This is a genomic window from Arthrobacter sp. MOO21 (genome assembly GCF_057369995.2).
Genome location: NZ_CM170671.2, coordinates 1,855,749 through 1,882,007 on the forward strand (window position 1 = coordinate 1,855,749; position 26,259 = coordinate 1,882,007).

General features: G+C 66.4%; 22 protein-coding genes and 1 pseudogene. 14 read left to right on the forward strand and 9 right to left on the reverse strand.

Annotation, left to right across the window (positions count from 1 at the left end):
* Positions 1-19 precede the first annotated feature (19 nt).
* Genes pdhA through AC2JAJ_RS08610 form a run of 4 tightly spaced genes read left to right on the forward strand, consistent with a single transcriptional unit; the run spans position 20 to position 4,366 of the window.
* Entirely contained in the window at positions 20-1,243 is a 1,224-nt protein-coding gene (gene pdhA, locus AC2JAJ_RS08595; RefSeq protein WP_486416170.1) for a pyruvate dehydrogenase (acetyl-transferring) E1 component subunit alpha, read from the forward strand.
* Entirely contained in the window at positions 1,243-2,223 is a 981-nt protein-coding gene (locus AC2JAJ_RS08600; RefSeq protein ID WP_486416169.1) for an alpha-ketoacid dehydrogenase subunit beta, read from the forward strand. Before pdhA ends, AC2JAJ_RS08600 begins: the two co-directional genes overlap by 1 nt.
* A 7-nt stretch (positions 2,224-2,230) precedes the next feature.
* On the forward strand, positions 2,231-3,748 hold the full coding sequence (locus AC2JAJ_RS08605; protein WP_486416168.1) for a dihydrolipoamide acetyltransferase family protein: 1,518 nt from the start codon (positions 2,231-2,233) through the stop codon (positions 3,746-3,748).
* Positions 3,749-3,751: 3 nt separating this feature from the next.
* Positions 3,752-4,366, forward strand: a complete 615-nt coding sequence (locus AC2JAJ_RS08610; RefSeq protein WP_486416167.1) for a phosphatase PAP2 family protein — start codon at positions 3,752-3,754, stop codon at positions 4,364-4,366.
* A 32-nt stretch (positions 4,367-4,398) separates the two neighbouring features.
* On the opposite strand, the gene AC2JAJ_RS08615 is transcribed toward AC2JAJ_RS08610, so the two are convergent.
* From AC2JAJ_RS08615 to AC2JAJ_RS08635, 5 genes are all read right to left on the reverse strand, one after another.
* On the reverse strand, positions 4,399-4,734 hold the full coding sequence (locus tag AC2JAJ_RS08615; protein WP_221384309.1) for a hypothetical protein: 336 nt from the start codon (positions 4,732-4,734) through the stop codon (positions 4,399-4,401).
* A gap of 159 nt (positions 4,735-4,893) precedes the next feature.
* The gene (locus tag AC2JAJ_RS08620; protein ID WP_221384308.1) at positions 4,894-5,322 is read right to left on the reverse strand and encodes a universal stress protein; all 429 of its coding nucleotides are present in this window, start codon (positions 5,320-5,322) and stop codon (positions 4,894-4,896) included.
* A gap of 44 nt (positions 5,323-5,366) precedes the next feature.
* Entirely contained in the window at positions 5,367-6,659 is a 1,293-nt protein-coding gene (locus tag AC2JAJ_RS08625) for an aminotransferase-like domain-containing protein (protein ID WP_486416166.1), read from the reverse strand.
* Between the two features lie 70 nt (positions 6,660-6,729).
* Positions 6,730-7,389 carry a hypothetical protein gene (locus AC2JAJ_RS08630; protein WP_486416165.1) on the reverse strand — a complete coding sequence of 220 codons (660 nt, stop codon included), beginning with the start codon at positions 7,387-7,389 and terminating at the stop codon, positions 6,730-6,732.
* Between the two features lie 167 nt (positions 7,390-7,556).
* On the reverse strand, positions 7,557-8,114 hold the full coding sequence (locus tag AC2JAJ_RS08635; RefSeq protein WP_221384306.1) for an NAD(P)H-dependent oxidoreductase: 558 nt from the start codon (positions 8,112-8,114) through the stop codon (positions 7,557-7,559).
* A gap of 120 nt (positions 8,115-8,234) precedes the next feature.
* Here AC2JAJ_RS08635 and AC2JAJ_RS08640 point away from each other — a divergent pair, with 120 nt between their 5' ends.
* The 6 genes from AC2JAJ_RS08640 to AC2JAJ_RS08665 all read left to right on the forward strand — a co-directional run bounded on the left by AC2JAJ_RS08640 (position 8,235) and on the right by AC2JAJ_RS08665 (position 16,384).
* A complete protein-coding gene (locus AC2JAJ_RS08640) occupies positions 8,235-8,846 on the forward strand; it encodes a TetR/AcrR family transcriptional regulator (RefSeq protein ID WP_221384305.1) in 612 nt (203 codons plus the stop codon).
* Positions 8,847-9,202: 356 nt separating this feature from the next.
* Entirely contained in the window at positions 9,203-10,186 is a 984-nt protein-coding gene (locus AC2JAJ_RS08645; RefSeq protein WP_486416164.1) for an ABC transporter permease, read from the forward strand.
* A 2-nt stretch (positions 10,187-10,188) separates the two neighbouring features.
* Positions 10,189-11,178, forward strand: coding sequence for an ABC transporter permease (locus AC2JAJ_RS08650; protein ID WP_486416163.1), 990 nt, complete (start codon positions 10,189-10,191; stop codon positions 11,176-11,178).
* Positions 11,175-13,412: an ABC transporter ATP-binding protein gene (locus tag AC2JAJ_RS08655; protein WP_486416162.1), complete on the forward strand. Its 2,238-nt coding sequence runs from the start codon at positions 11,175-11,177 to the stop codon at positions 13,410-13,412. The genes AC2JAJ_RS08650 and AC2JAJ_RS08655 overlap by 4 nt, the downstream gene beginning before the upstream one ends.
* A gap of 49 nt (positions 13,413-13,461) precedes the next feature.
* Positions 13,462-15,177, forward strand: coding sequence for an ABC transporter family substrate-binding protein (locus AC2JAJ_RS08660; protein ID WP_486416161.1), 1,716 nt, complete (start codon positions 13,462-13,464; stop codon positions 15,175-15,177).
* 124 nt (positions 15,178-15,301) lie between these two features.
* A complete protein-coding gene (locus tag AC2JAJ_RS08665) occupies positions 15,302-16,384 on the forward strand; it encodes a Gfo/Idh/MocA family protein (protein ID WP_486416160.1) in 1,083 nt (360 codons plus the stop codon).
* Between the two features lie 52 nt (positions 16,385-16,436).
* Here AC2JAJ_RS08665 and ald read toward each other — a convergent pair whose 3' ends face one another.
* Entirely contained in the window at positions 16,437-17,555 is a 1,119-nt protein-coding gene (gene ald, locus AC2JAJ_RS08670; protein ID WP_486416159.1) for an alanine dehydrogenase, read from the reverse strand.
* A gap of 231 nt (positions 17,556-17,786) precedes the next feature.
* Between ald and AC2JAJ_RS08675 the strand changes: the two genes are divergently transcribed.
* Entirely contained in the window at positions 17,787-19,007 is a 1,221-nt protein-coding gene (locus tag AC2JAJ_RS08675; protein WP_221384298.1) for a PucR family transcriptional regulator, read from the forward strand.
* 19 nt (positions 19,008-19,026) lie between these two features.
* On the opposite strand, the gene AC2JAJ_RS08680 is transcribed toward AC2JAJ_RS08675, so the two are convergent.
* From AC2JAJ_RS08680 to ptsP, 3 genes are read right to left on the reverse strand one after another with little or no spacing between them, the layout of a single operon-like run.
* On the reverse strand, positions 19,027-19,854 hold the full coding sequence (locus AC2JAJ_RS08680; protein WP_486416158.1) for an alpha/beta fold hydrolase: 828 nt from the start codon (positions 19,852-19,854) through the stop codon (positions 19,027-19,029).
* On the reverse strand, positions 19,854-20,276 hold the full coding sequence (locus AC2JAJ_RS08685) for a helix-turn-helix domain-containing protein (RefSeq protein ID WP_221384297.1): 423 nt from the start codon (positions 20,274-20,276) through the stop codon (positions 19,854-19,856). The genes AC2JAJ_RS08680 and AC2JAJ_RS08685 overlap by 1 nt, the downstream gene beginning before the upstream one ends.
* A 48-nt stretch (positions 20,277-20,324) precedes the next feature.
* Positions 20,325-22,010: a phosphoenolpyruvate--protein phosphotransferase gene (ptsP, locus tag AC2JAJ_RS08690; protein ID WP_486416157.1), complete on the reverse strand. Its 1,686-nt coding sequence runs from the start codon at positions 22,008-22,010 to the stop codon at positions 20,325-20,327.
* A gap of 161 nt (positions 22,011-22,171) precedes the next feature.
* On the opposite strand from ptsP, the pseudogene AC2JAJ_RS08695 reads away from it, so the two are divergent.
* The 3 genes and pseudogenes from AC2JAJ_RS08695 (at position 22,172) to AC2JAJ_RS08705 (ending at position 26,215) form a co-directional block, all read left to right on the forward strand.
* Positions 22,172-22,899, forward strand: a pseudogene (locus tag AC2JAJ_RS08695) (TetR/AcrR family transcriptional regulator).
* Between the two features lie 101 nt (positions 22,900-23,000).
* Positions 23,001-25,052 (forward strand): PTS mannitol transporter subunit IICBA, encoded by a 2,052-nt coding sequence (locus tag AC2JAJ_RS08700; RefSeq protein WP_501053450.1) that lies wholly within the window; start codon positions 23,001-23,003, stop codon positions 25,050-25,052.
* Complete coding sequence (locus AC2JAJ_RS08705; RefSeq protein ID WP_486416155.1) at positions 25,052-26,215, forward strand: mannitol-1-phosphate 5-dehydrogenase; 1,164 nt, start codon at positions 25,052-25,054, stop codon at positions 26,213-26,215. Before AC2JAJ_RS08700 ends, AC2JAJ_RS08705 begins: the two co-directional genes overlap by 1 nt.
* The last annotated feature ends 44 nt before the right edge of the window (positions 26,216-26,259 follow it).

Here is a 26,259-nt window from a genome sequence, read left to right on the forward strand (position 1 = left end):
CGGCAAGCGAGGAGACGGTATGGGCACTCATCTGCCTTCCACCGAGTTCGACGGAACAGCGGTAGACGACCAGCGGGAGGCTGACGCTGAGGCCGTCATGGGTGATCCCACGGCCCAGATGGTGCAGCTGCTCGGCCCGGACGGGAAATTGGGCACCGATCCGCTGTTCAGCGACTATGCGGACAAGCTCACGCCGGAAGCCCTGCGGGGACTCTACGCCGACATGGCCGCCATCCGCCGCTTCGACATCGAAGCCACCGCCCTCCAGCGCCAGGGCCAGCTTGCACTGTGGGTGCCGCTGACGGGCCAGGAAGCCGCCCAGATCGGTTCCGGCAGGGCCAGCCAGCCGCAGGACTACATCTTCCCCACCTACCGTGAACACGGCGTGGCCCTGACCCGCAACGTTGACCTGGCCGAGCTGCTCCGCCAGTTCCGCGGCGTGTCCAACGGCGGCTGGAACCCCAGGGAAACCAACTTCCACCTCTACACCCTGGTCCTGGCCGCGCAGACGCTGCATGCGGTGGGCTACGCGATGGGAATCCAGCGCGACCAGAAGTTGGCCGGTCCGGGCGGCAACGAGCCGGACGCCGCCGTCATTGCCTACTTCGGCGACGGTGCCAGCTCGGAAGGCGACGTCCACGAATCAATGGTCTTCGCGTCCTCCTACAACGCGCCCGTGGTCTTCTTCTGCCAGAACAACCACTGGGCCATTTCCGTGCCCACCAACGTCCAGACCCGGGTTCCGCTGTCCAACCGGGCCAAGGGCTACGGCTTTCCCGGCATCCGCGTGGACGGCAACGACGTCATCGCGGTGCACGCCGTCACTGAATGGGCTCTGGAACACGCCCGCCAGGGCAAGGGCCCGGTCCTGATCGAGGCCTTCACCTACCGGGTTGGTGCCCACACCACTGCCGACGATCCCACCAAGTACCGCCACTCCGACGAAGAAGACGCGTGGCGGGCCAAGGATCCGCTCTCCCGGCTTGAGAAGTACCTGCGTGCGGAGGCCCTGGCTGACGACGCTTTCTTCGCCAAGGTCAAGGCCGACGGCGATGAGCTCGCCGCCTACGTCCGGCGCACCGCACATGATCTTGAGAACCCGGACATCCGGCAGGCCTTCGCCAACGTCTACGCCGAAGCACACCCGCTGGTGGCCGAGGAACTGGCATGGTTCGAGGAATACGCTGCGGGATTCGCCGGCGAGGAAGAGACCGCCGCGCAGGCAGCAAAGGCAGGCCACTGATGACAACGATGACCATTGCGAAGGCCATCAACGAGGGCCTGCGGGCCACCCTGGCCGCCAACCCGAAGGCGCTCCTCATGGGCGAGGATATCGGCCCCCTGGGAGGTGTCTATCGCGTCACTGACGGGCTGATCGGCGAGTTCGGCCCTGACCGTGTGGTGGATACCCCGCTGGCCGAATCCGGCATCATCGGCACGGCCATCGGCCTGGCCCTGCGCGGGTACAGCCCTGTGTGCGAGATCCAGTTCGACGGTTTCGTCTTCCCCGGGTTTAACCAGATCACCACGCAGCTGGCCAAGATGCACGCACGCAGCAACGGCAACCTGACGGTTCCTGTCGTCATCCGCATCCCATACGGCGGGGGCATCGGCTCGGTGGAGCACCATTCCGAATCACCCGAAGCGCTGTTCGCCCACACCGCCGGTGTGCGCATCATTACCCCGTCCAATCCGCACGACGCCTACTGGATGATCCAGCAGGCCGTGGAGTGCCAGGATCCGGTCATTGTCTTTGAACCGAAGCGCCGCTACTGGCTCAAGGGGGAGGTCGATGTTGACGGCCCGGGTCCATCAGCCGATCCCTTCAAGGCACACGTCCTGCGTGAGGGCACCGACGCCACCATCGTGGCCTACGGCCCGCTGGTCCCCGTGGCCCTTGCCGGGGCCAACGCCGCGGAAGAGGACGGCAGGAGCGTTGAAGTCATCGACCTTCGCTCCATCTCGCCCATCGACTTCGATACCGTCACGGCCTCGGTGCAGAAGACCGGCAGGCTGATCGTTGCCCACGAAGCCCCCACGTTCGGCGGCATCGGCGGGGAGATCGCGGCCCGCATCAGTGAGCGCGCCTTCCACTCACTGGAGGCACCCGTGATCCGCGTTGGCGGCTTCCACATGCCCTATCCCGTTGCCAAGGTGGAGGAAGACTACCTTCCCGACATCGACCGCATCCTGGAGGCGCTGGACCGCGCCCTCTCCTACTGAGGACACCATGACCCTTAATAAGTTCAACCTGCCCGACGTCGGCGAGGGCCTTACAGAGGCCGAAATCGTCTCCTGGAAGGTCAAGCCGGGCGACGCTGTCGCCATCAATGACGTCCTCTGCGAGATCGAAACCGCCAAGTCGATCGTGGAACTGCCGTCCCCGTTTGCCGGGACCGTCAGCGAACTCCTGGTGCAGGAAGGGGTGACCATCGACGTCGGCACCGCCATCATCAGCGTCAACGACGACATCTCCGGCGACCCGACGCCAGCTGACGTCCGCGCGCCGGAAGTAGCTGCACCGCCAGTACAGAAGGCCCAGCCGCCGGTACCGGAAGTGCAGCCTCTTTACGGCAAGCTGCCCGACGGCGGCGCACAGGACAATGCCCAGGAAAGCGCCCCGGCGGGTGGTCCGCTGGTGGGCTCGGGTCCCAAGGCCGACGCCGTCAAGCGGCGCCCGCGGAAGGCAACGCCCGCCGCGGCCGTGTCCGTGAACGCCCCGGAGGTGGAACCGGTGCAGCCCCATTCCGCGGCCGAAGTCACCCAGGCCCCCGCGCAGGCCGCAGCGCCCGCAGAGGCTGCCGCCGCCGTCGACAACCGGCCTACCCTTGGCGCTTCCATTACGGGGCTGGTCAACCGCGTCCTGGCCAAACCGCCGGTCCGCAAGATCGCCCGCGACCTGGGCATCGACCTTGCCGACGTGGTGGCCACGGGCTCGCGCGGCGAGGTGACGCGGGAGGACCTGGTGAGCTACCAGGCCCAGCGCGACGCGGAACTGGACAAGGCCGACGGCTTCTGGGGCAAGGCCGGGAAGCCGCAGGACCAGCGGGTGGAGCGGATCCCGGTCAAGGGCGTCCGCAAAGCCACGGCCAAGGCGATGGTGGAATCGGCTTTCGCCGCGCCGCACGTGAGCATCTTCGTGGATGTTGACGCCAGCCGCACCATGGAGTTCGTCAAGCGGCTCAAGTCTTCCCGCGACTTCGAAGGCATCAAGGTCTCACCGCTTCTCATCCTGGCCAAGGCCGTCATCTGGGCCGCCGCCCGGAACCCCAGCGTCAACGCCGCCTGGGTGGACAACGCAGACGGGACGGCCGAGATCCAGGTCAAGCACTTCATGAACCTGGGCATCGCCGCGGCAACCCCGCGCGGCCTCATGGTCCCCAACATCAAAAACGCCCAGGACCTGTCCCTGAAGGAACTTGCGCTGGCGCTGAACAACCTGGCCACCACTGCCAGGGCCGGGAAGACCCAGCCCGCCGAGATGCAGGGCGGAACCCTCACCATCACCAACATCGGGGCGCTGGGCATCGATACCGGCACGCCCATCATCAACCCGGGCGAGGTGGCCATCGTGGCCTTCGGCACCATCAAGCAAAAGCCCTGGGTCCTTGACGGCGAGGTCATTCCGCGCTGGATCACCACGCTTGGCGGATCGTTCGACCACCGCGTTGTGGATGGTGATCTGTCTGCCCGCTTCATGGCCGATGTCGCGGCCATCCTGGAAGAGCCCGCGCTCCTGCTGGACTAGGCGGTGGCCATCGGCGGAACGGTCCGCACCAAGAACCTCACGGCCAGGTGGCTGACGGAAGCGTTCCAGCCGCCGGTGGTGGTCAGCATCCAGCTTTTGATCAGCTCCCTGCCGGAGCCGGGTTTCCCCGGAACTGTCGGCTACGGCGCGCTGGCGGCGCTGTTCGTGTGCGTGCTTCCCCTTTTCCTGCTCCTGATCCTGGTCAGGCGGGGCAAGGTCACGGACCACCATGTCAGCGACAGGAAGCAGCGGGCGCCGGTGCTTTTGATGGCACTGGGCTGCATCGCGCTGGGATTGCTGGTGCTGTCTGCGGTGGGGGCACCGCAGAGCGTGGTCGCCATGGTGCTGGCAGTCGTAGGGGGAGTGGCGGTGCTGGCCGCCGTCAGCCCGTTCTGGAAAATGAGCGGCCACGCCGCCGCCATCTCCTGCTCGGCGGTGGTCGCCGTATTGATGCTCGGGGCTGCATGGGCGCCGTTACTGCTGCTGGTCCCGGCCGTCGGCTGGTCCCGGGTGGTCCTGCGCGCACATTCCGTGGCGCAGGTAGTGGCCGGATCGCTCTTCGGGGGCCTGGTGATGGCCGGAATTTGGTGGCTGTTGAAGGGCTGGCTGGTCGGTTGACGGGCCCGGGAAGCCTCGGGAGGGTGGGAGCCCTAGAACGTGGAGTAGGCGGCGAACGCCTCGAGGATGGCCGGGTCTGCCGTGGTCCCCAGCAACACTGCAGCTGCGGTCATCAGGACGCCCATGCCGCCCGCCATGCCCGCCCACGCGGTCAGGAGCTTCCAGTCCTCGCGCAGGACACTGCGGACGGTGTGCGGAAGCTGGAGGTTCGGAGCGATGAGGTTGGGGGCGCTGTCCAGGCTGCCGTCATCGAGCAGGGCCACCACGCGGTCGTTGCTGCGGTCCACGCGCATGGAGCTGATGTGGTTGCCGTGGCGTGCGAGGAGGATGTCGTGGCCTACGAGCTGGCGGCGCTGGAGGGTGATCAAGTCAAAAGCCCCTTTGGTGGCGGTGGATTTCGGATGTCCACGCCTTTGGGGCCTATCCAATTTTATCGTTGCGCCTGCAGCTGAATTGGTGATATAGGCGTGAGAACGGACACCCCCCTCAGCGATTCGCACCACCAGGGGGAGTGTCCGGCGCAACTCTCAGTCGGCGTCGTACGTGTTGGCGATGTAGACGTCGCAGGGAGCGTTGTGGGCGACGCTGTTGGCCACGCTTCCCAGCACACGGCCGATGCCGTGCATCCGGCGGTTTCCCACCACGATGATCCTGGCGTCCATGCGGACGGCTTCCTTGATGAGGGCGTCCGCCGGCCGACCCCGCGCGGCGGTGTAGGTCACCGTGATGTCCCGGCCGAGTGATTCCGCCACTGTCCTCGCAACCTGTTCGGCGGCGTCCGCATCCGAAACGATCCACTGGTCGGATCCGCTGCCGAACACCTCTGTCCGGTCGCTGTCGAAGGCCGACACCACGTGCAGCGAGGCACCAAGAGCCGCGGCAAGGTCCCAGGCGGACTCGGCCGCCTTCTTTGCGGTTTGGCTGCCGTCAACGCCCACAACGATAATTCCGGCCATATGCATGCTCCTTTGCTCGGTTTACGGCAATCGTGAGGCTTACGCTACAGGGCGGCCATGGCTTCCTGAAGCACCGGCGCCAGTCGGCGCACCCCTTCGGTGATTGCTTCCGGGCCCACGGCGCTGAAGGCCAGCCGGAGCTTGTTGGACGGCTCGTCCGACGGCGTGAAGGCGGCGCCGGGGATAAACACCACTCCGGCGTCGATCGCCTTGTGCAGCAGTGGATACGTGTCAATGCCCTCCGGCAGCGTCACCCAGACGAAGAACCCGCCCTGCGGGGTGGTCCACGTGGTTCCGGCGGGCATGTATTCCTTGAGGGCGGCGAGCATGGCGCGGCAGCGTTCGGCGTATAGCCCGCGGTAGGTCTCGATCTGGCCCTTCCAGTCGTAGTCACGGAGGTAAGCGGAGACCATCATCTGGTTCAGGGCCGGCGGGCAGAGCGTCACCGATTCCGCGGCAAGGTAGTAGCGCCGCTGCAGGTGCTCAGGCACGAGTGCCCATCCGATCCGCAGCCCGGGGGCAAAGATTTTGGAAAAGGAACCCAGGTAAATGACGTCGTCGGGATTGTCCGCCCGGAGGGGGGCAAGTGGCTGGCCTTCGAAGCGCAGCAGCCCGTAGGGATTGTCCTCAAGGATCAAAATATTCGCACGGCGGCATATGTCCACTATTTGCTGGCGGCGCTCCCTGGCCAGCGTGATCCCGGAAGGGTTGTTGAAGTTGGGGATGGTGTAGAGGAACTTGATGCTCTTGCCGGCGAGCTGGAGCGCGGCAATCCGGGCTTCGAGCAGTTCGGGGACCAGTCCGTACCCGTCCATTTCAACTGTTACCACCTGGACCTGGTAGGACTCGAAGGTGTTCAGGGCGCCAACGTAGGTGGGGTCCTCCACCAGTACCACGTCGCCCGGGTTGCAGAACAGTTTGGTTGCGACGTCCTGCGCGGACTGGGAACCAGCCGTGATCACCACGTTGCGGGGCGAGGCGTCCCTGATGCCCTCCGCGGCCATTACCTCGCAGATCTGCGTGCGCAGTTCTTCGGTTCCCTGCCCCGGGCCGTACTGCAGCGCCGTCAGCCCGTCTTCGGAAATGATTTTGGCAGCCGTTGCGGCCAAGCGTTCCATCGGCAGCGACTGGAGGTAGGGGCTGCCGCCGGCCAGTGAAACCAGCCCGGGGCGGAGCGAGATGTCGAAGACATCCCGCACGGCAGACTGCCGGATGTTGGCCGCCCGTTCGGAGAACAGTTCCTCATGGCGGTGGGCCGAGGTGGCGGCGCGTTCGATGGCATCAATGGCTTCGGCTGGCAGCGTGCCTGCCGCGGCATCAAGTGTTTCGTGGCTCACACCCACAGGATACAGCTGTTAGTTGCCTAAAAAGCAACGACTGTTGTTGATTGCTCACCTGTTGTTGGGACTACTTCACCTTGAGGGCGTCCGCAAGGCTCTGCCCGTTGACGTGGATATCGGCGCGGATGGCACCCACCGCCGCCACCGCCGTCTGCGTCAGTTGCGCCTCGATGCGGGGCGCGTCGCAGGGGCTGTCCGGCCGCAGTGATCCCGTCAGGTAGAGAGTTACCGTGGTGCCGTCGAAGCTGCCGGAGAGGAAGGTCAGCCGCGAGCCTGCCAGCGCGTTGTACAGCCGGGGCAATGCGGTGCCGGTGGCTTGCGGCGCTTGCGGGCTGGCCAGCAGGGCGGACACCGATGAGGCGAGTGCGTCACCGGATGCGGGACCGGTCGTGGGAAGCGCTACCAGGCTGTCATTGCAGCCGAAGCGGACGCCGCGGCTGCCGCCGTCGGCCGGAAGCACGTAGTACGCAGTCACGGGCCGGGTTGATGCGGTGCCCGGGCCGCCGCTGCCGACAAGCCTGCCTTCGGGGGAGGCCTGTGGAGCGGCGGGAACTGCCGTGACGGACGGCGCCGCGCCACGGAGGCCCGCTGCCGCCGGGCTGGAAGAAGTCCCCGGCTCTAGCGGGGGCTGGCCCGTGCAGCCGCCGAGCGCAACGGGCAGGGCCAGGCAGGCGGACGCAGCCAGCAGGCCGGCCGCGTATGCCTGCCGGTTCCATCCGTCTGCCATCCTGCACCGCAATCCGCTCCCGGGAACTTGAGGCGATTAACGCTACGGTCCCCGCCTCCCGCATGGATGTCTGGCAGGTACCGGTTGGGACAAGAGTTGGTCACGGACCGTCCCGGATGCTCCAGTGCCCGGCACGCCATGGCGTACCGGGCACTGGAGGTGGTGGGTCAGGCTGCGGGGCTGGAAGCGGCGAGGGCGTCGAAGATGCCCTTGATCTGCTCCACGATCTCGGCGTCGTCCTTAGGGTGGATCTCCGCGAAGCGGACCATGGAGCCGGGGACGGCAAGCTTAACGTCCCCGAGCACCTCGGCGCCGGCGATACCCACGGCCTTGCGGGCCTCGTCCTGGGCCCAAACGCCTCCGTACTGTCCAAAGGCGGTGCCGACGACGGCGGTGGGCTTGCCTGCCAGCGCACCCGCGCCGAAGGGGCGCGACAGCCAGTCGATGGCGTTCTTCAGCGCGGCCGGAACGGTGCCATTGTGTTCAGGGGTCACGAGCAGGATGGTGTCCGCCTCGTTGGCTGCGGCGCGCAGGGCGGCTGCGGCGGCAGGTACCTGGCCGTCGACGTCGATGTCTTCGTTGTAGAACGGGATGTTGCCGAGGCTTTCGTGGATCACCACATCCACCTGCTCGGGGGCGTTGAGCTGGATCGCTTCGGCAAGCTTCTGGTTGGTGGATTCGGCACGAAGGCTGCCGACGAGGGTAAGTACGGTGCTCTTGGTCATTGAGGCTCCTGGGTAGGGCCGCGGCGGGCCGCGGGACGAACAAAATTTCAGGCTTTTCAGGCCTTCACCAGACTAAACGGACCGTAGTCCGGTTCTATTCCCCGCGGCTACACTGTTTTTGTGAGCCTGATCCCAATGCGGCCGGGAACCGGCCCGGCCGCGCCCGCCGAACGCAGCGATGCCGCCCGGAACCGGGAGCGCCTGGTGGCGGCTGCCCGGGAGTTGATTGACGAGTGCGGGGCCGAAGGGCTCACCATGGACCGGCTGGCGGAGCGGGCGGGGGTGGGCAAGGGAACGGTTTTCCGCCGCTTCGGAAGCCGGGCGGGCCTGATGCTGACGCTGCTCAACGAGTCAGAGGCCGCCTTCCAGTCCCGCTTCCTCTTTGGGCCTCCACCGCTGGGCCCTGGCGCCCCCGCGCTTGACCGCCTTGTTGCTTTTGGGACTGAACGGATCGCGTACGTCGTCGCGTACGGGGATCTTGTGCTTGCCGCCGAAGTTGCGTCGCGGGGCCGTTTCGAGGTGCCCGCCGCGGCACTCTGGAACAGGCATGTCGAAATGCTGCTCCGGGAGGCCCGTTTTGGATCCTCCGATCCCTGGCTCATGGCCGGTTCCCTGACTGCGACGCTGGACCCCGGGCGGCTCCTGCACCTTGTCCGGGAGCATGGCGTGACAAGCGCACAGCTCGCCGCCTCGTGGCGGGATCTTGTCACACGAGTGGTGGGCGGCGGGTAGATTACGCGCCTGGAGCTCCCCGCGTCCAGTCACACCAACTTCACAGAACTATTCATAACGATCTGATACGGCGCGCCGGATTTCAGGGGATTACCGCGCTTTTCGGGCTGGGGCTTGTGATAGTTTCCTCTGGAATGTGACCCGCGACATAGTCCACCAGGACCGGCCCTTGGGCTGCGGGAGGCCAGCTACCCGCTGGTACAGGACCCGGTGAGGCGGCACAATCCGTGCTTGTCCGGGGGAGACGGAAGGATCCAGCAGTGATGGTTGAGTTGGCCAGCGGCATGGCATACCAGCGGACACCGGGGTGTTCCTCCGTTCGGCACCCGGCGGCGCTGCCGGAGAAATAGCGCGCCATGCTCAAGTACCTCGCAAAGCGCGGCATCACGTACCTGGTCATGATTTTCCTGACCACCTCGGCCGGATACTTCCTGGCCGTCAGTTCGCTCAAGCCGGCGCTGCTGGAACAAGAACGCATTCCCCGGCCCACCCCGGAGCAGGTAGCCAATTCCATGCGCCTCAAAGGGCTGGACCCGGACCTGAGCCCGTGGGAACGGTACGTCGACTGGCTCACCGGCATCGTGACCCGGTGGGACTGGGGCCGGAGCCCCAACGGGGCCTATATCAACGCCGAATTCGGTGACCGGATCTGGATCTCCACCCGGCTCTTCCTGGCATCGATCATCCTGACCCTGGTCATCGGCGTCGCACTTGGCGTCTACTCGGCGGCCCGCCAGTACAAATTCCAGGACCGGGCCATCACCTCCTACAGCTACCTGGCCTACATCGTCCCGGCCCCCATCGCCTACTTCCTGGTGCAGCTGGGCGCCATCAACATCAACGAGACCGTGGGCAGCCGCATCTTTTTCGTCACCGGCATCTCCACCCCGGGCATATCGCCCGGGTGGCCCCAGTTCGTTGACCTGTTGGCGCACTACGTCGTGCCCACCCTCGCCATCACCCTCGTGGGCTGGGGCGCCTACCAGATTGCGCAGCGCCAGTACCTGCTGGATAACGTCAACGCCGACTTCGTCCGGACCGCACGTGCCAAGGGCCTGAGCCGGAACCAGGCGATCGCCCGGCACGCGCTCCGGGTCTCATTCATCCCGGTCGCCCAAAGCATCGCCTTCACCATCCCGGCCATCTTTGCCGGCGGCTTCTTCGCCGAAAAGATCTTCGCCTGGCCCGGCGTCGGCTCCTGGAGCATCGACGCCATCTCGCTGCAGGACGTCAACGCCGCCACGGCCACGCTCGCTTACGGCTCCGTCATCTTCGCCATCGGCGCCATCCTGGCGGACTTCGCCACCACGCTTGTCGACCCGAGAGTGCGGGTGCAGTAGCAATGACCAACCTGAACGCCGTCGACCCGGCAGCCGTCGCCCAGGACGCGCACCTGGAAAGCGCCGACGTCGTCATCGGAAAATCCACCATCATTTTCCGCCGCTTCCTCCGGAACAAGACAGCGGTGGCCGGCCTGGCCATCTTCCTGGTCCTGACTCTTTTCTCGTTCATCGGCGGGTTTTTCACTCCCTGGGACAAGGAAACCATCGACCCCTTCAACATCGGGATGCCGCCGTCCGCCGGGCACTTCCTCGGCACCTCCCAAGCCGGCATCGACCTCTACGCCATGACGGTCGAAGGCACCAGGATCTCCATCCTGATCGGCCTTGTGGTGGGCCTCGTCTCGGTCCTGATCGCCGCCGTCTACGGCTGCACCATGGCCTACTTCGGCGGCAAGGTGGACAAGGTGATGCTGTTCGTCCTGGAGGCCTTGATCATGATGCCGGCGCTCCTGGTGGTGGCCGTTGCCACCAGCGGCGGCGGCGCGGGCTTGAAACGCGACCTTCCGTCCTGGCTGCTGCTCATCATCGTCCTGCTGGTCTTCAGCTGGATGGGCACCGCCCGCTTGATCCGTTCCATGTCCATGTCCCTGATGCAGCGGGACTTCGTCAAGGCGGCCCAGTACATGGGCGTACCGCCGCGGCGCATCGTCTGGCGCCACCTCGTGCCGAACATCGGATCGCTCCTGATCCTGGACATCACGCGGGGCGTCACCGCGGCGATCCTTGCCGAAGTTGCCTTCTCCTTCATCGGCATCGGCATCAAAGTCCCGGACGTAAGCCTCGGGGTGCTGATCGGAGGCGCCACCTCCCAGGTCCAGACATTCCCCTGGATGTTCTGGGTTCCGCTCACTGTCATGTTCCTGCTGACGGGTTCACTGGCCATGATGAACGACGGCCTGCGCGATGCCTTCGACCCCAGCTCCAGTTCCACCGGCAAGGCACGGCAGGCCAAGATCCGGAAAACCCGCGCGGAAAAGAAGACGGCATGAGCAGCGAAACCACCACCGGAGCCACGGGACCAGCACGGCCGGAGGTGGAGCGCCTGCATGTGGCAGGGTTGCACGCCCCTGCCGACGCACTACTATCGGTCCGTGACCTGAACGTGCGCTTCAATTCAGAGAATGGTGTGGTCCACGCCGTACGTGGCGTCGACTTCGACCTGATGCCCGGCAAGACCCTGGGAATCGTGGGTGAATCAGGCTCGGGCAAGTCGGTCACCTCCCTGGCCATCATGGGCCTCCTCCCGTCCACGGCCGAGGTTTCCGGCTCCGTCCGCCTCAAGGGCCGCGAACTGCTGGGACTGAGCGACAAGGCCATGTGCGAGTACCGCGGCAATGAACTCGCCATGGTCTTCCAGGACCCGCTGTCCTCCCTCACCCCCGTCTTTACCGTCGGCACCCAAATCATCGAAGCGCTGACCATCCACCATCCGGCCATGAGCCGGAAAGCCAAGGAGGCGCGCGCCGTCGAACTTTTGGCCATGGTGGGTATCCCCAGCCCCAAGGACAGGCTGCGTGCCTTCCCGCACGAGTTCTCCGGCGGCATGCGGCAGCGCGTGATGATCGCGATCGCCATCGCCAACAACCCGCGTGTCCTCATTGCGGATGAGCCGACGACGGCACTGGACGTCACGATCCAGGCCCAGGTGCTTGAGGTGCTGCATACCGCCCAGGAGGAGACCGGGGCCGCCGTCGTCATGATCACTCACGATCTCGGCGTGGTTGCCGGGATGGCGGACGACATCATGGTCATGTACGCGGGCAAGCCCGTGGAGACCGGTGCCGTGGACGATATCTACTACGACCCGCGGATGCCGTACACCATGGGGCTGCTCGGAGCCGTGCCGCGCGTGGACGTGGCGGAAAAGTCTTCGCTCGTTCCCATCGAAGGCATGCCCCCGAACCTGCTCCTTCCTCCCACGGGATGCTCGTTCGCGCCCCGCTGCCCGCTGGCCTCGGACGCATGCCTTGATGGCGAACCCGCCCTGGCATCCGTCGACGGCCAGGGACTGCACAGTGCCGCCTGCATCAAATCCGACGCCCTGGGCGGGGACGTGGATGTCCACGACGTGTTCGCGGCCCCGCCCGTGCCGGTGTCCCGCTTCGACGCGGTTCCCCGGGCCGAGCGGACCACCGTGTTGCAGCTCAAGGACGTGACGAAGCACTTCCCGCTGACCAGGGGTGCGCTGATCAAACGCAGGATCGGTACCGTCAAGGCCGTGGACGGCGTGAGCTTCGACATCCGCGAAGGCGAATGTTTCTCCATCGTGGGCGAATCGGGTTCCGGCAAGACCACCACCCTGCTGGAGATCATGGAGTTCCACCAGGACCAGGACGGCGAGGTGGTGATAGGCGGCCTCAGCAACAAGCAGGCGGCGGACGCGAGGACCAAGTCAAGGATGCGGCGGGAACTCCAGATGGTGTTCCAGGACCCCACCGGCGCCCTGGACCCGCGGTTCACCGTGTACGAAGTCCTCGCCGAGCCCCTGCAGAACGCCGGCATGGACCGGGCGGCCATCAGGACGCGGATCATGGAGCTGATGAAGCTCGTGGGCCTGCAGCCGGACCACGTCAACCGCTTCCCCAACCAGTTTTCCGGCGGGCAGCGGCAGCGCATCGGGATAGCGCGGGCACTGGCCGTCAACCCCAAGCTGGTGGTCCTGGACGAACCCGTCTCGGCCCTGGATGTTTCGGTCCAGGCCGGCGTGATCAACCTCCTGGACCACCTCCGCGCGGAACTCGGCCTGAGCTACCTGCTGGTGGCGCACGATCTCTCGGTGGTCCGCCACATTTCGAACCGGGTGGCCGTAATGTACCTCGGGAAGATCGTGGAAATCGGCGAGGTGGACAGGGTCTTTGACAACCCGCGCCACCCCTACACCCGGGCGCTCCTCTCGGCAATCCCGGTGCCCGACCCGCGGCTGGAACGGACCCGGGAGCGCATCATCCTCCAGGGTGACCTCCCGTCGCCTCTGCAGGCGCCCAAGGGCTGCAACTTCGCCACCCGTTGCCCTGTCTTCGCCGCGCTGCCGCCGGCGAAGCAGGAAAAGTGCCTCAGCCTGGAACCGCCGTTGGAGTCCGTCAGGCCTTCAGCGGCCGCGCAGGCCCTGCAGAATGCCCCCGTACACCCGTACGACCAGCGGTTCGCGTGCTTCTTCCCGGACGGCGCACTGGATGAGGACATGCTGGTGGTCCACGAACCGGCGGAGAACCATGCACCCTAGATTTTTCAGCCCCACAAGCACCACCACTCGCACCAATGAAGGGAAAACCATGAGGAAACTGAACAGGATCGGCGGAGCTGCAGCCGTTGCTGCGGCCCTGGCGCTGACAGCGTGCGGCGGTGGCGGTGCCAGCGGCCCCGAAACGGCCAAGGGGCAGGAGGCAGGCAGCGACCTGTCCAAGCTCATCAGCATCAACGAGAAGCCCGCCGCGGATCTTCAGCAGGGCGGCAAGGTCACCCTTCCGCTGGGCAACATCGGGCCGGACTTCAACGGGTTCTCCAACAACGGCAACAGCGCGGACAACTCTGCCCTGCAGGTTCCCATGAACCCGGTTGCCATGAACAGTGGCGGCATCGGCGGCTGCTGGAAGGTGGACTTCAAGGGCAAGGTCACCCCCAACAAGGACTTCTGCGAGTCGGTGGACAGCGAAGTCAAGGACGGCAAGCAGACCATCACCATCAAGGTGAACCCCAAGGCCACCTACAACGACGGCACCCCCATCGACGTCAAGGCCTTCAAGAACACCTGGAACATCCTCAAGAGCCCCGACGCCGGCTACGACATCGTCAGCTCCGGTGCCTACGAGTTCGTTGACTCCGTCGAGGCGGGAAGCAACGACAAGGAAGTCATCGTCAAGACCAGCCGCCCGGTCTTCCCTGTGGATTCGCTCTTCTTCGGACTCATCCACCCCGCCGTTAACACCCCGGAGATCTTCAACGAAGGCTTCAACGGCAACCTGCACCCCGAGTGGATGGCCGGCCCCTTCAAACTTGACCAGTACGACACGGCCGCGAAGACCGTGACCCTGGTGCCGAATGACAAGTGGTGGGGCGCCAAACCGGTCCTGGCAAACGTGACCTTCCGCCAGCTGGAAACCAGCGCGCAGATCGCCGCGTTCAAGAACGGCGAGATCGACGCCATGTCCGCCAACACCATCTCCCTCTACAAGCAGCTGGACGGCACCAAGGATTCCGACATCCGCCGCGGCCAGCGTCTCTTCGCCGGCGGCATGAACCTGAACGCCCAGCGCATCACCGACGTTGCAGTCCGCAAGGCCATCTTCGCCGCAGTGGACCGCGAGGCGCTGCGCAAGGTGCGCTTCAACGGCCTTAACTGGGAGGAGCCGAGCTCCGGTTCCATGATGCTGCTGCCGTTCTCCGAGTACTACCAGGACAACTACCCGGTCAAGGAAACGGGGCCGGACGCCGCCAAGAAGGTCCTCACCGACGCCGGCTACACGGCCAACGCCAACGGCATCATGGAGAAGGACGGCAAGCCGGCTGCCTTCAAGATCAGCAATTTCGGGGACGACCCCACCACCCTCGCGTTCACCCAGACCCTGCAGAAGCAGCTCCAGGCAGGCGGCATGGACGTGGGCATCGACCAGCGCGCCTCCGCCGACTTCGGCAAGGTCCTCGGTTCCCGCGAGTTCGACATGAGCGTCTCCGGCTACACGGTGGGCGCGGACGCCACGGACGCCGTCAAGCAGTACTACGACTCCAAGACCAACGAGAACAAGCTGGGCGATGCCGAGCTGGACAAGAAGATCGCGGACCTTGCCTCCATTGAGGACAATGCGGCACGCAACAAGGCTGCGATGGACGTGGAGAAGGAGCACATGGCGAAGTACTTCTCCATGGGCGTGGTGATGAACGGCCCGCAGATCTCCTTCGTCCGCTCCGGCCTGGCCAACTACGGCCCCTCCCTGTTCCAGAGCAACTCACAGGTGCCGGACTGGACCACCATCGGCTGGGAAAAGAAGTAGCCGCCGGCTGATAGCGCCAGCCGCATAACGGAAGCCGGCACCTCCTGGCCACAGGGGGTGCCGGCTCGCTGTTTAGGACTGCCGGACCGTTTAAGACTGCCGGACCGGGGGTAGCGTTGCTTCCATGACCGGGACTGAAGCTGCACCCCGCACTATCCGCACCGCCGTCGTCGGCTACGGGCTGTCCGGCAGCGTCTTCCACGCGCCGCTCATCGCGGCGAACGACAGCTACGCGCTTAAGGTGGTTGCCACGTCCGACGCCGAACGGCAGAAGGCCGCCCTGGCGCGGCTTCCGGACGTTGACGTGGTGCGCGACGCGGACGCTGTCCTCCGGCGGGCAGACGGCCTCGACCTCATTGTGCTGGGCACGCCGCCCGCAACGCACTATCCGTACGCCAAGGCGGCGTTGGAGGCGGGGTTGGATGTAGTGGTGGACAAGCCGTTCGCCGTCACCAGCAAGGAGGGCCAGGAACTGATCGGACTCGCCGAGCAGCTTGGCCGGGTACTGACGGTGTTCCACAACAGGCGGTGGGACGGGGACTTCCTGACCCTGCGGAAGCTCCTGGCCGCCCAGGCCCTGGGCAATGTCACCAGGTTTGAGTCGCGGTTGGAGCGCTGGTCACCCACGATCACCAAGGCCTGGAAGGCCAGGGCGACGGCCGCGGATGGAGGCGGTGCGCTTTTCGACCTGGGCAGCCACCTGATCGACCAGGCGCTGCAGCTTTTTGGCCCTGCCCAGGTGGTGCACGCCGAGTTGCGCGCCCGCAGGTCCGACGAGCGCGCGGACGACGATGTGTTCCTGGTTTTGCGGCACGAATCCGGGGTAACCAGCCACCTGGCAATGAACATGCTGTGCGCCCAGCAGGGCCCGCGGTTCCGGGTGCTGGGTTCGGTGGGCGGCTTCACCAAGAACGGGGTGGACCCGCAGGAGCCCTACGTCGCGGCCGGCGGCAGTCCCCTCGATGCGGACTACGGTGTTGAGGCGCGGGAATGGGCAGGGCTGCTGGGCCGCGACGGGCACCTCGCAGCCCTGCCCACTGAACGCGGAAACTACCCCGAGTTCTACCGGATCCTGGCGGAGAAGATCCTCGACGGCGGAACAGCGTCAGCCCTGCCCCTCCCGGTAAACCCCGAGGACGCGGTCGAGGTCCTGAAGATCATCGAGGCTGCCCGCGACCTGGCTAAGAACCAATCGATTGCTCCCTAACTGCCGTTTTGGGGGTACAAAAGGACAGCTACGGAGCAATCGATGGATGGGACTAGGCCGAAACCAGTTCGTGCCAGTCGGCAACGAGGGGCAGGTTGTGGGCCTCGGACACGGAGTGGTGTGCCACGTGGCCCGCGGCGATGTTGAGGCCGGCGGCCAGGGCGGGGTCGCGGTCGAAGGCGGCCTTGACGCCCAGGTTTGCCAGTGCAACGGCGTAGCGCAGGGTGACGTTGGTCAGCGCGTAGGTCGACGTGTTGGGGACGGCGCCGGGCATGTTGGCCACGCAGTAGAAGATGGTGTTGTGCACCTTGTACGTGGGTTCCTGGTGCGTGGTGGGGTGGGTGTCCTCGAAGCAGCCGCCCTGGTCCACTGCGATGTCCACCAGGACCGAGCCGGGCTTCATCCGGGCTACGAGGTCGTTGGTGACCAGCTTGGGGGCCTTGGCGCCGGGGATCAGCACAGATCCGATAACCAGATCGGCATCCACCACTGACTTCTCGATCTCGTACTTGTTGGACGCAACGGTCTTCAGCCGGCCCTGGTACTGGGCGTCGAGGTCGCGGAGGCGGTTGATGTTGATGTCCAGGATGGTCACGTCGGCACCCAGGCCCAGGGCCATGGCTGCAGCGTTGGTGCCGGCCACGCCGGCGCCCAGGACGACAACCTTGGCGGGGCGGACGCCGGGCACGCCGCCCAGCAGCACGCCCTTGCCGCCGGCAGGTGCCATGAGGGAAGAGGCGCCAACCTGGACGGAAAGCCGGCCGGCAACCTCGGACATGGGGGCCAGCAGCGGCAGGCTGCGGCCTTCCTGCACCGTCTCGTAGGCGATGGCGGTGACGCCGGAGTTGATGAGCTCGCGGGTCAGTTCGGGCTCGGCCGCCAGGTGCAGGTAGGTGAAGAGGATCAGGCCCTTGCGGAAGCGGTGGTATTCGGCCTTGATGGGCTCCTTGACCTTCATCACCATGTCCGCGCGGCCCCAGACGTCATCCGCCTCATTGATGATCTCGGCGCCTGCGATGGCGTATTCCTCGTCCGTGATGCCGGACCCCAGGCCCGCGCCGCGTTCCACCAGGACGGTGTGGCCGTGGGTGCGGAACTCGTGGACGCCGGCGGCGGTGATGGCCACCCGGAATTCGTTGTTCTTGATTTCTTTGGGGACGCCGATGATCATCGTGTGCTCCAGGTTCTGGGCCGGTGGGCCGGAAAGATGGAAGGATTTCGTGTTTCAACGATAAATCCGGCTGTGAGCCAGCCAACACGATGATTTCGGAGGTGGGGAGCGAAAACCGCGTCATTCCGCGGGTTTTTCACCGCCCGGCTCGACATTCGTCGAGTCCTGGGGCGGCAAGTGTCGCCTGCTGTCCGTTCGTCCGGCCTGCGCCGCAGGCAGTAATGTGGGCGCATGCAGCAGCAGGGTGTGGAAGAGCTCGTGGAACAGGTGGCGCAAAAGCTGGGCCGGGGCCTGTCGCTCGAGGACCTGGACGGGCTGCTGCTGGCCTACAGCTCCAACCAGTCCCACGCCGACCGGGTGCGCGTGAACTTCCTGCTGAGCAAGAAGGTCCCTGCGGACGTGAGTGCCTGGCAGCTGTCGCACGGCATTGCCACGGCTGTGCGCCCCGTGGTGGTACCGGCGAACCCAGACCTGGGCATGCTGGGCAGGGTGTGCGTGCCTCTGATGGTGCGCGGCTTCCGCGTTGGCTACCTGTGGGTGCAGCAGGACTCCGCGGAGGAAAGCCCGACGGCGATCCTCACCCAGCTGCCTGCCGTCAACCACGAGCTTGAGCTGCTTTCTGGGCTCCTGCTGGACTCCAACACTGCCGAATCAGAATTCCGGCGGGGCCGGGAGCGGGAATTCCTCTCAGCGTGTGCCGGCGAGCCCAATGCCGTGGCTGCCGTAGCGGGCTGGAAGGAAGTCCAGGGCCGCGGCCCGTGGCAGATGGTCACGGTGCTCGATGCCGACGGCTGGGCCAGCGGTCCGGACCCCATCGCGTCCACCCTGATCCACCGGTCAACAGCGCTCCAGGCAACCGTGGGCATGGACGCGGCCCTGTTCAGTGCGGGCACCGAAACCCACTCGGTGGTGCTGTTCCGCGAATCCACCGGCCGGGCCAACCACGCCCAGCTCCTGGTCCACTACCAGCTGGAACTGGCCAAGCGGTCCGGCCGCCCCGTGCACCGGATCATCCTGGGGATCAGTGAGGGGTTCGCGAAAACCCGCCAGCTGTCCGAGGCCTACCGCCAGTCTCGGGTGGCAGCCCAGGCGGCCGCCGTCGATCCCCAGCTCGGCGAACTGGTGGACTGCCGGTCCATTGGCGTGTACCAGCTGCTGGCCTCGGCCGGGGGAGGGGTGGGGGCCTGGGCGGATTCCGGCTCCGTCTACTTCCGGATGCTTGAGGACCATGACCGCAACAATGAGCTCATCCCCGTCCTGGAACTGCTGTACGACAACGACGGCGCAGTCCAGGACGTGGCCACCAAGCTCCACCTGCACCGCAGCAGCATCTATAACAGGCTGGGCCGGATCCGCCAGCTGCTGGGGGTGGATCCGCTGAAGGGCATGGTCCGCCTGGAACTGCACGCCGCGCTCAAGATGCGGCGCTGGGCCAGCCGGCCCAGGATCTGAGGTCAGCCCTGCACTGAGGTCAGCCCTGCACTGCGGGAATAGCCGCAAAAGCCCCGATGGCCTCCGCAACCTCCCGCGGCCGCAGGTGCTGGACCACGTGGCCGGCGCCCGGGATCTCCACGAACCGCCCCTGCGGCACAGCGCTGGAAAGCCGCATCGACCATTCCGGGCCGGCCACCTGGTCCCGGCTACCCCGCAGGACCAGCACGGGCACGTCGATTCCGGCCAGCCGCTTTTCCGTGGGGTAGGCCATCATGACGGGAAGCTCGGTGAAGTACCAGCGCGGCCCGCACCGGAAGTAGTCCGAGAACACTATCCAGTTGGACCCCGCGCTCTCCCGCAGGAGGGCGTCCAGGGACAGCGCCAGCGCCTGGCGGCTGACGCTTCTGTGCCGCTCATCCACCACCGGGCCCATGAGCACCAGTTTCTGCGCCTGCGCCGGCGCATGGAGTGCGGCCTCGATGGCAAACTGCACGCCCATGGAATGGCCCACCAGGATGTAGGAACGGATGCCGTTGGCCTTCAGCGCCTGGGCGATGAAGGTGCCGTAGTCCGCCACGGAAAGCTGGCGGCCGGGACGGGGTGTTCCGGCGAAACCAGGCAGGTCGACGGAGTACGTCGGGGCGGTGCGCGACAGCTCAAGGTGCAGCCGGCGAAGGTAGCGGTGGGAAACGCCGATGCCGTGGACCAGGATGTAGGCCGGAACTGCCGCAGCCGCCGCTGCGTCCAGTCCCGGGGCCGGGGTGCCGTCGGTCCAAAGGATCCGGCCTGTGAAACCGTGGGCCTCCACCTCGGCGGAGTGCAGCTCAGCGTCGTTCCGGCGCCCCCAGGCCGATGAGGTATGCACTAAGCTCCCGTGCCGGCGTCGACCCCGGCGTTCTTGCCCTGCTTGCGCTTCTGTTCGGCTATCTTCTGCTTCTCGAGCCACGCCATGATGTCAGCCGTCCGGATACGGCGGTGCGAGCCGCGGTACTCCACCGGGATCTCACCGCGGTCCGTCATGTTGCGCAGGTAGGTGTGCGAGATCCCTGCCAGCTCGGCTGCCTGCGAGGTGGTGAGCATTTCCTCGACGCTGCTGACCGTCACCGTTTCGCCGCGGCTGAGCCGGGAAAGGAGGTCCACGACGGCGTCCCTCGCCTGGGCAGGCAGGCGGTGGACCGTGCCGTCCACGAAGACGGTGATGTCGTTGCTGTCCGCGAGGGCGCGCGCGAGGCTGCTCGCCTCGCCGGCAGGGAGGCCGGCCGTGACCCGGGGGGCTATCAGTGCCATGGACGTAGCCTATCCCGCGGCGCGGCCGGCCTTGGCCCGCCTGTTGGGTTACAGCCCCAGCTCGTCCAGGACAGGCAGCTTTTCCCGGACCCATGCCCGCGCCTCGGTGGCGCTGGGTGCGGACAGGGCCAGCTTGGCCAGTTCCTGGGCTTCGGGCAGGGTGACCGTTTTCAGGACCGCGGCCACGGCGGCCAGGGAGCGGGCCGTCATGGAGAGCGTGGTGACGCCCAGGCCGGTGAGGACGACGGCGAGGGCGGGGTCGGCGGCCGCCTCGCCGCAGACGCCCACGGGCTTGTTGTGGCCTTCGGCCCGCGATCCTTCAACCGTGAGCCCGACGAGCCGCAGCACCGCAGGCTGCCACGGGGTGTTGAGGTTGGCGAGCGGGCCCAGCTGGCGGTCGGCAGCCATGGCGTACTGCGTCAGGTCGTTGGTGCCCAGGCTCGCGAAACCCACCTCGCGGAGGATCGATTCCGCGGTGAGGGCCGCGGAGGGGACCTCCACCATGACCCCGGGGGTCTTGATCCCGGCGTCGGCGCACATGGAGGCAAACCGGGCAGCTTCCTCGGCGGTGGAAATCATCGGCGCCATGACCCAGACGTCCGCTTCGGACTGGTTCGCTGCCAGGGCGATGGCCTCCAGCTGGCGGTCCAGGACGCCCGGCGTGGTGAAGTCGGTCCGGTAGCCGCGGACGCCCAGGGCCGGGTTGGGCTCGGTGGAGTCGGTCAGGAACGGCAGGGGCTTGTCCGCCCCGGCATCCAGCGTGCGCAGGACGACCTTCTTGCCGGGGAAGGCATCGAAAACGCTCTTGTACGCTGCGGCCTGCTCCTCCACGGAAGGTTCGGTGTCCCGCTCCAGGAAGCAGAATTCGGTGCGGAACAGGCCCACGCCCTGGGCGCCGAGCTTGGCTGCAGCCTCGGCGTCCTTGCCGCCGCCCACGTTGGCGAGCAGCGGCACTTCGTGGCCGTCCGCCGTCGTGCCCGTGCCGGTGAATTCGGACAGCAGTGAGGCTGTGGCTGCCCACGCCTCCGCTGCGGCGCGCAGGGAGTCGTCGGGTTCAGCCGTGACCGTGCCTGCCGCGCCATCAACAAACACCTCGGTGCCGTCCGCGATGTCATCCACCCCTACAGCGGCGACGACGGCGGGCAGGCCGAGCGAACGGGCAATGATGGCGGTGTGCGACTGGGGGCCGCCGCCGGCGGTGACAAGGGCCAGGACCTTGTTGGGGTCCAGGGTTGCGGTGTCAGCGGGGGCCAGGTCATCGGCCACCAGGATGAATGGGGTGGCCGAAGCCGGGATGCCCGGTGCAGGAACGCCGCGCAGTTCGGCCACGATCCGGGCGCGCACGTCCAGGACGTCCGTGGCGCGTTCGGCCATGTAGCCACCCAGGTTGTGCAGCATTTCAGAGACGGAGGAACCGGACTCCCAGATGGCCCGCTCGGCGGAGGCGCCGCGGGCAACAAGCTTGGCGGCACCCTTGATCAGCATGGTGTCCTTGGCCATCAGGGCTGTTGCCTCCAGGACGGCCTTGCCGTCCCCGGTGGCGTGCGCGGCACGCGCCTTCAGCTCGTCGTGGACAGCCTGGGAGGCTGCCTTCAATGCTGCGGTGGCTTCCTCGGCGGTGGTGCCCGCGGCCAGCTGTTCACCGGCGGCAGGTTCGCTGATCGGTTTGGGCATCTGCCGGACGGTGCCGATGACGCGGCCTGGGCTGACGCCTACTCCTGGGAAGTTCTGCACTGAAGGTCCTCATTCTCTGCCGGTTTGCCAGGCCCGCCGGATCGCCGGCGCCATGCCGGAACCGCCGGGGGACTGCTACGTCCGGGGGCGGGAAACGTGCCTGAAAAAATTGTATGTGATTCAGTTCATATAGCAATGCTATAGGTGCTAGGGTAGCGGTTATGAGTTTGGATGGCCAGCTTCCCGCCAAAATGCGGCTGCTCCGTGCGGCCGCGGAATTGTTGGCCAAGTCCGCCGGGGCGCCCGTTTCCACCCGCCAGATCACCCAGCTGGCGGGGGTTTCGGCGCCCACGCTCTACCACCACTTCGGTGACAAGGAAGGTCTGTTTGACGCCGTCGTCGCCGCGGGGTTTGAGGAATATGTCGCGGGCGAAAGGGACTTCGCCCCCTCCGGGCAGCCGCTTGAGGACATCCGGAGAATGTGGGACAACCACGTCCAGTTCGGCTTGAACCAGCCGGAACTGTACCTGGTGATGTTCGGCAACATCCGCCCGGAAAGCCGCTGGCCATCGTGGCAGATGCCGAGGCGCTGATGGAGGAGATGCTGAACAAGGCAGCGGCGGCGGGCCAGCTCAACGTCCAGCCCAGGGAAGCGGCCAGGTCCATCCTGGCGGCCAACGTGGGCGTGACGCTGATGCTGATTGCGGAGCCCGCCTCCGAACGCAACCTTGAACTGTCCACCATGACCAGGGATGCCATGATCTTCGCGGTGTCCGCCGAGCCGGCCAGTGGCCCGGCTCCGGAGTCCACCGGGAAATCCTCGGTGGTGGTGGCAGCGATCGCCCTGAACGCCGCACTTCAGGCTTCGCACTCTGACCAGCTCTCGAGCTCGGAACTCAAACTTTTCCTCGAATGGCTGCACCGGATCTCCACCAGCCCGGCCGGCTGACCCGGCACACCACCAAAGCACCATCCGCTCCACCCAGCAGTACGTCGTCGTATCTATCGGACCATCCTGCGGAGCAGCAGGAATGACGGTTAGGAAATCACATGGCAACAGAGACAGTTGCAAAGCCGCGCACCAGCGCCAGGGTCCACGTCCAGAAGTTCGGGACCTTCCTGTCCGGCATGATCATGCCCAACATCGGCGCCTTCATCGCCTGGGGCATCATCACCGCCCTGTTCATTGAGAAGGGCTGGCTGCCCGTTCCGCAGCTGGGTGGTTTCGGCGAGACCGGCGGAAAGCCCAACATCGGCCTCGTAGGCCCCATGATCACCTACCTGCTGCCCCTGCTGATCGGCTACACCGGCGGCAAGATGGTCTACGACGTCCGCGGCGGCGTGGTGGGCGCCATCGGCACCATGGGTGTGATCGTCGGTGCCGGCATTCCCATGTTCATCGGCGCCATGATCATGGGTCCGCTGGGTGGCTGGACCATGAAGAAGATCGACTCCATCTGGGACGGCAAGATCCGCCCCGGCTTCGAGATGCTGGTCAACAACTTCTCCGCGGGCATCTGGGGCGCGCTGCTGGCGTTGCTGGGGTTCTACGGTATATCGCCGGTGGTCACGGCCTTCAGCGAGGCGGCAGGCAACTTTGTGAAGTTCCTGGTGAGCAACGGCCTGCTGCCGCTGACCAGCATCTTCATCGAACCCGCCAAGGTCCTGTTCCTGAACAACGCCATCAACCACGGCGTGCTCACTCCGTTGGGCGTCCAGCAGTCGCTCGAGCAGGGCAAATCCATCCTCTTCCTGTTGGAAGCCAACCCCGGCCCCGGCCTGGGCATCCTGCTCGCGTACATGTTCTTCGGACGCGGTGCGGCCAAGGCCTCCGCTCCCGGTGCCGCCATCATCCAGTTCCTCGGCGGCATCCATGAAATCTACTTCCCGTACGTCCTGATGCGCCCGATGCTGATCCTGGGCGCGATCGCCGGCGGCATGACCGGCATCGCCACGCTGGCCATCACCAACTCCGGCCTGGTGGCCCCGGCAGCCCCGGGATCCATCTTCGCCGTGCTGGCCCAGACCTCCCGTGACAGCTACTTCGGCGTGATCCTCTCCGTGGTGCTGGCGGCCACCGTGTCCTTCCTGGTCTCCTCGGTCATCCTGCGCACCACCAAGCACAGCGACGAGGTTGACCTCGGAGACGCCACGTCCCGCATGGAAGCGATGAAGGGCAAGAAGAGTTCCGTTGCCTCTACGCTCACAGGAGCCGGAGCCGGAGCGGGTGCCGCCGGCCAGGGCGGCGTGGGCGTCCTCGCCGGACCCGTGCGCAACATCGTCTTTGCGTGCGACGCCGGCATGGGCTCCAGCGCCATGGGCGCCTCGGTGCTGCGGAACAAGATCAAGGCGGCCGGCTTCCCGGACGTCAAGGTCACCAACGCCTCGATCGCCAACCTCACCGACACGTACGACGTGGTCATCACGCACCAGGACCTGACCGAGCGCGCCAAGCCGGCCACTTCCAGCGCCGTGCACTACTCGGTGGACAACTTCATGAGCAGCCCGCGGTATGACGAGATTGTCGAACTGGTCCGGGAAAGCAACACCGAAGGCGCCACGGCAACCGAAGGACCGGACGCCGGAGCGGGCACGCCGGGTGGGGCCTCCGCCTCCGCCCCGGTGGACGCGGCGCCCGCCCCGGCCGCCGCAGCAACTGCACCGGCCGGCGGTGAGGTCCTGGCACGGGAGAGCGTGGTCCTGAACGGGTCCGCCACCACGCGCGACGCCGCCATCGACGAAGCCGGCCGGCTCCTGCTGGCCCGCGGCGCGGTGGACGAAGGCTACATCGCAGCGATGCACGAGCGGGAAGCGTCAGTGTCAACCTACATGGGCAGCTTCCTCGCCATCCCGCACGGCACCAACGCCGCCAAGGACCACATCCGCAAGTCCGCGGTGTCCGTGATCCGCTACCCGGAGGGCATTGACTGGAACGGCAAGGAGGTGAAGTTCGTGGTGGGCGTCGCGGGCATCAACAACGAGCACCTGCACATCCTGTCCTCCATCGCCAAGGTCTTCACCAACAAGGAGCAGGTCGCCCGGCTTGAGGCCGCCACCTCTGAGGATGAAGTCCTCGAACTCTTCGGAAAGGTCAACGCATAGTGAAGGCAGTACATTTCGGTGCCGGCAACATCGGCCGCGGCTTCGTGGGCCTGCTCCTGCATGATGCCGGGTACGAGGTAGTGTTTGCCGACGTCGCGGAGGGACTCATCGCCCAGCTGGCGGCAGCCGACAGCTACGCCGTGCACGAGGTGGGGGAGAACCCCGCCGTGCGGACAGTGGACAACTTCCGCGCCCTGAATTCCACTGCCCAGGAAGCGGAGCTGGTCTCGGAGATCGCGACGGCGGACATCGTCACCACCGCGGTGGGTCCCCACATCCTCAAGTTCGTTGCGCCCGTCATCGCCCGGGGTATCGTGGCGCGGGAGCCCGGGCTGGCGCCGTTGCAGGTGATGGCCTGCGAGAACGCCATCAACGCCACGGACATCCTGGCCAAGGAGGTGGCGGCCCAGCCGGGGGCCGCCGCCGGCGCCCTGGACGGCAAGGTGGTGTTCGCGAACACCGCGGTGGACCGGATCGTGCCCAACCAGGAACCCGGCCAGGGCCTGGACGTCACGGTGGAAACGTTCTACGAGTGGGTCATCGACCGCACGCCCTTCGGTGATGCCGCGCCGGTGATCCCGGGAGCCACGTTCGTGGACGACCTCTCGCCCTACATCGAGCGGAAGCTCTTCACGGTGAACACGGGCCACGCCTCGGCCGCCTACTTCGGTTTCGAGGCAGGGCTGGAGAAGATCTCCGAGGCCATGGCGGACCAGGATGTCGCCGAGGATGTGCGGGCGGTGCTGGAGGAGACCAAGCAGCTCCTCGTGGCAAAGCACGGCTTCAGCAACGATGAGCAGGAGGCGTATGTCCAGAAGATCCTGGTCCGGTTCTCCAACCCGCACCTGCCGGATACGGTCAACCGGGTGGGCAGGGCGCCGCTGCGCAAACTGAGCCGGCACGAGCGGTTCATCGGACCGGCCGCGGAACTGGCTGAACGCGGAGTGGTTCCGGAGGCACTGCTGGGTGCCATTGCCGCAGCCCTGCGCTTCAACGACCCTGCCGACGCCGAGGCCACGGAACTCGCCGGCATCCTGGGCTCCAACAGTCCGGCCGACGCCACGGCGAAGATCACGGGGCTGGAGCCGGAGCACCCGCTGTTCAGCGCCGTGTCCACCCTCGTGGAGGAGCGGCAGGCAGAACTGGCGAGCACCTCCGCCTGACCCGCCACCGCGAAGACGACGTACCGCACAGGACGACGCCGGCA

Excerpts from the sequence above, each read along its gene's own strand:
- pdhA (WP_486416170.1), top strand. The coding sequence starts at position 20 with ATGGGCACTCATCTGCCTTCCACCGAGTTCGACGGAACAGCGGTAGAC.
- AC2JAJ_RS08600 (WP_486416169.1), top strand. The coding sequence starts at position 1,243 with ATGACAACGATGACCATTGCGAAGGCCATCAACGAGGGCCTGCGGGCC.
- AC2JAJ_RS08605 (WP_486416168.1), top strand. The coding sequence starts at position 2,231 with ATGACCCTTAATAAGTTCAACCTGCCCGACGTCGGCGAGGGCCTTACA.
- AC2JAJ_RS08620 (WP_221384308.1), bottom strand. The coding sequence starts at position 5,322 with ATGGCCGGAATTATCGTTGTGGGCGTTGACGGCAGCCAAACCGCAAAG.
- AC2JAJ_RS08630 (WP_486416165.1), bottom strand. The coding sequence starts at position 7,389 with ATGGCAGACGGATGGAACCGGCAGGCATACGCGGCCGGCCTGCTGGCT.
- AC2JAJ_RS08635 (WP_221384306.1), bottom strand. The coding sequence starts at position 8,114 with ATGACCAAGAGCACCGTACTTACCCTCGTCGGCAGCCTTCGTGCCGAA.
- AC2JAJ_RS08645 (WP_486416164.1), top strand. The coding sequence starts at position 9,203 with ATGCTCAAGTACCTCGCAAAGCGCGGCATCACGTACCTGGTCATGATT.
- AC2JAJ_RS08650 (WP_486416163.1), top strand. The coding sequence starts at position 10,189 with ATGACCAACCTGAACGCCGTCGACCCGGCAGCCGTCGCCCAGGACGCG.
- AC2JAJ_RS08655 (WP_486416162.1), top strand. The coding sequence starts at position 11,175 with ATGAGCAGCGAAACCACCACCGGAGCCACGGGACCAGCACGGCCGGAG.
- AC2JAJ_RS08660 (WP_486416161.1), top strand. The coding sequence starts at position 13,462 with ATGAGGAAACTGAACAGGATCGGCGGAGCTGCAGCCGTTGCTGCGGCC.
- AC2JAJ_RS08665 (WP_486416160.1), top strand. The coding sequence starts at position 15,302 with ATGACCGGGACTGAAGCTGCACCCCGCACTATCCGCACCGCCGTCGTC.
- ald (WP_486416159.1), bottom strand. The coding sequence starts at position 17,555 with ATGATCATCGGCGTCCCCAAAGAAATCAAGAACAACGAATTCCGGGTG.
- AC2JAJ_RS08675 (WP_221384298.1), top strand. The coding sequence starts at position 17,787 with ATGCAGCAGCAGGGTGTGGAAGAGCTCGTGGAACAGGTGGCGCAAAAG.
- AC2JAJ_RS08685 (WP_221384297.1), bottom strand. The coding sequence starts at position 20,276 with ATGGCACTGATAGCCCCCCGGGTCACGGCCGGCCTCCCTGCCGGCGAG.
- AC2JAJ_RS08700 (WP_501053450.1), top strand. The coding sequence starts at position 23,001 with ATGGCAACAGAGACAGTTGCAAAGCCGCGCACCAGCGCCAGGGTCCAC.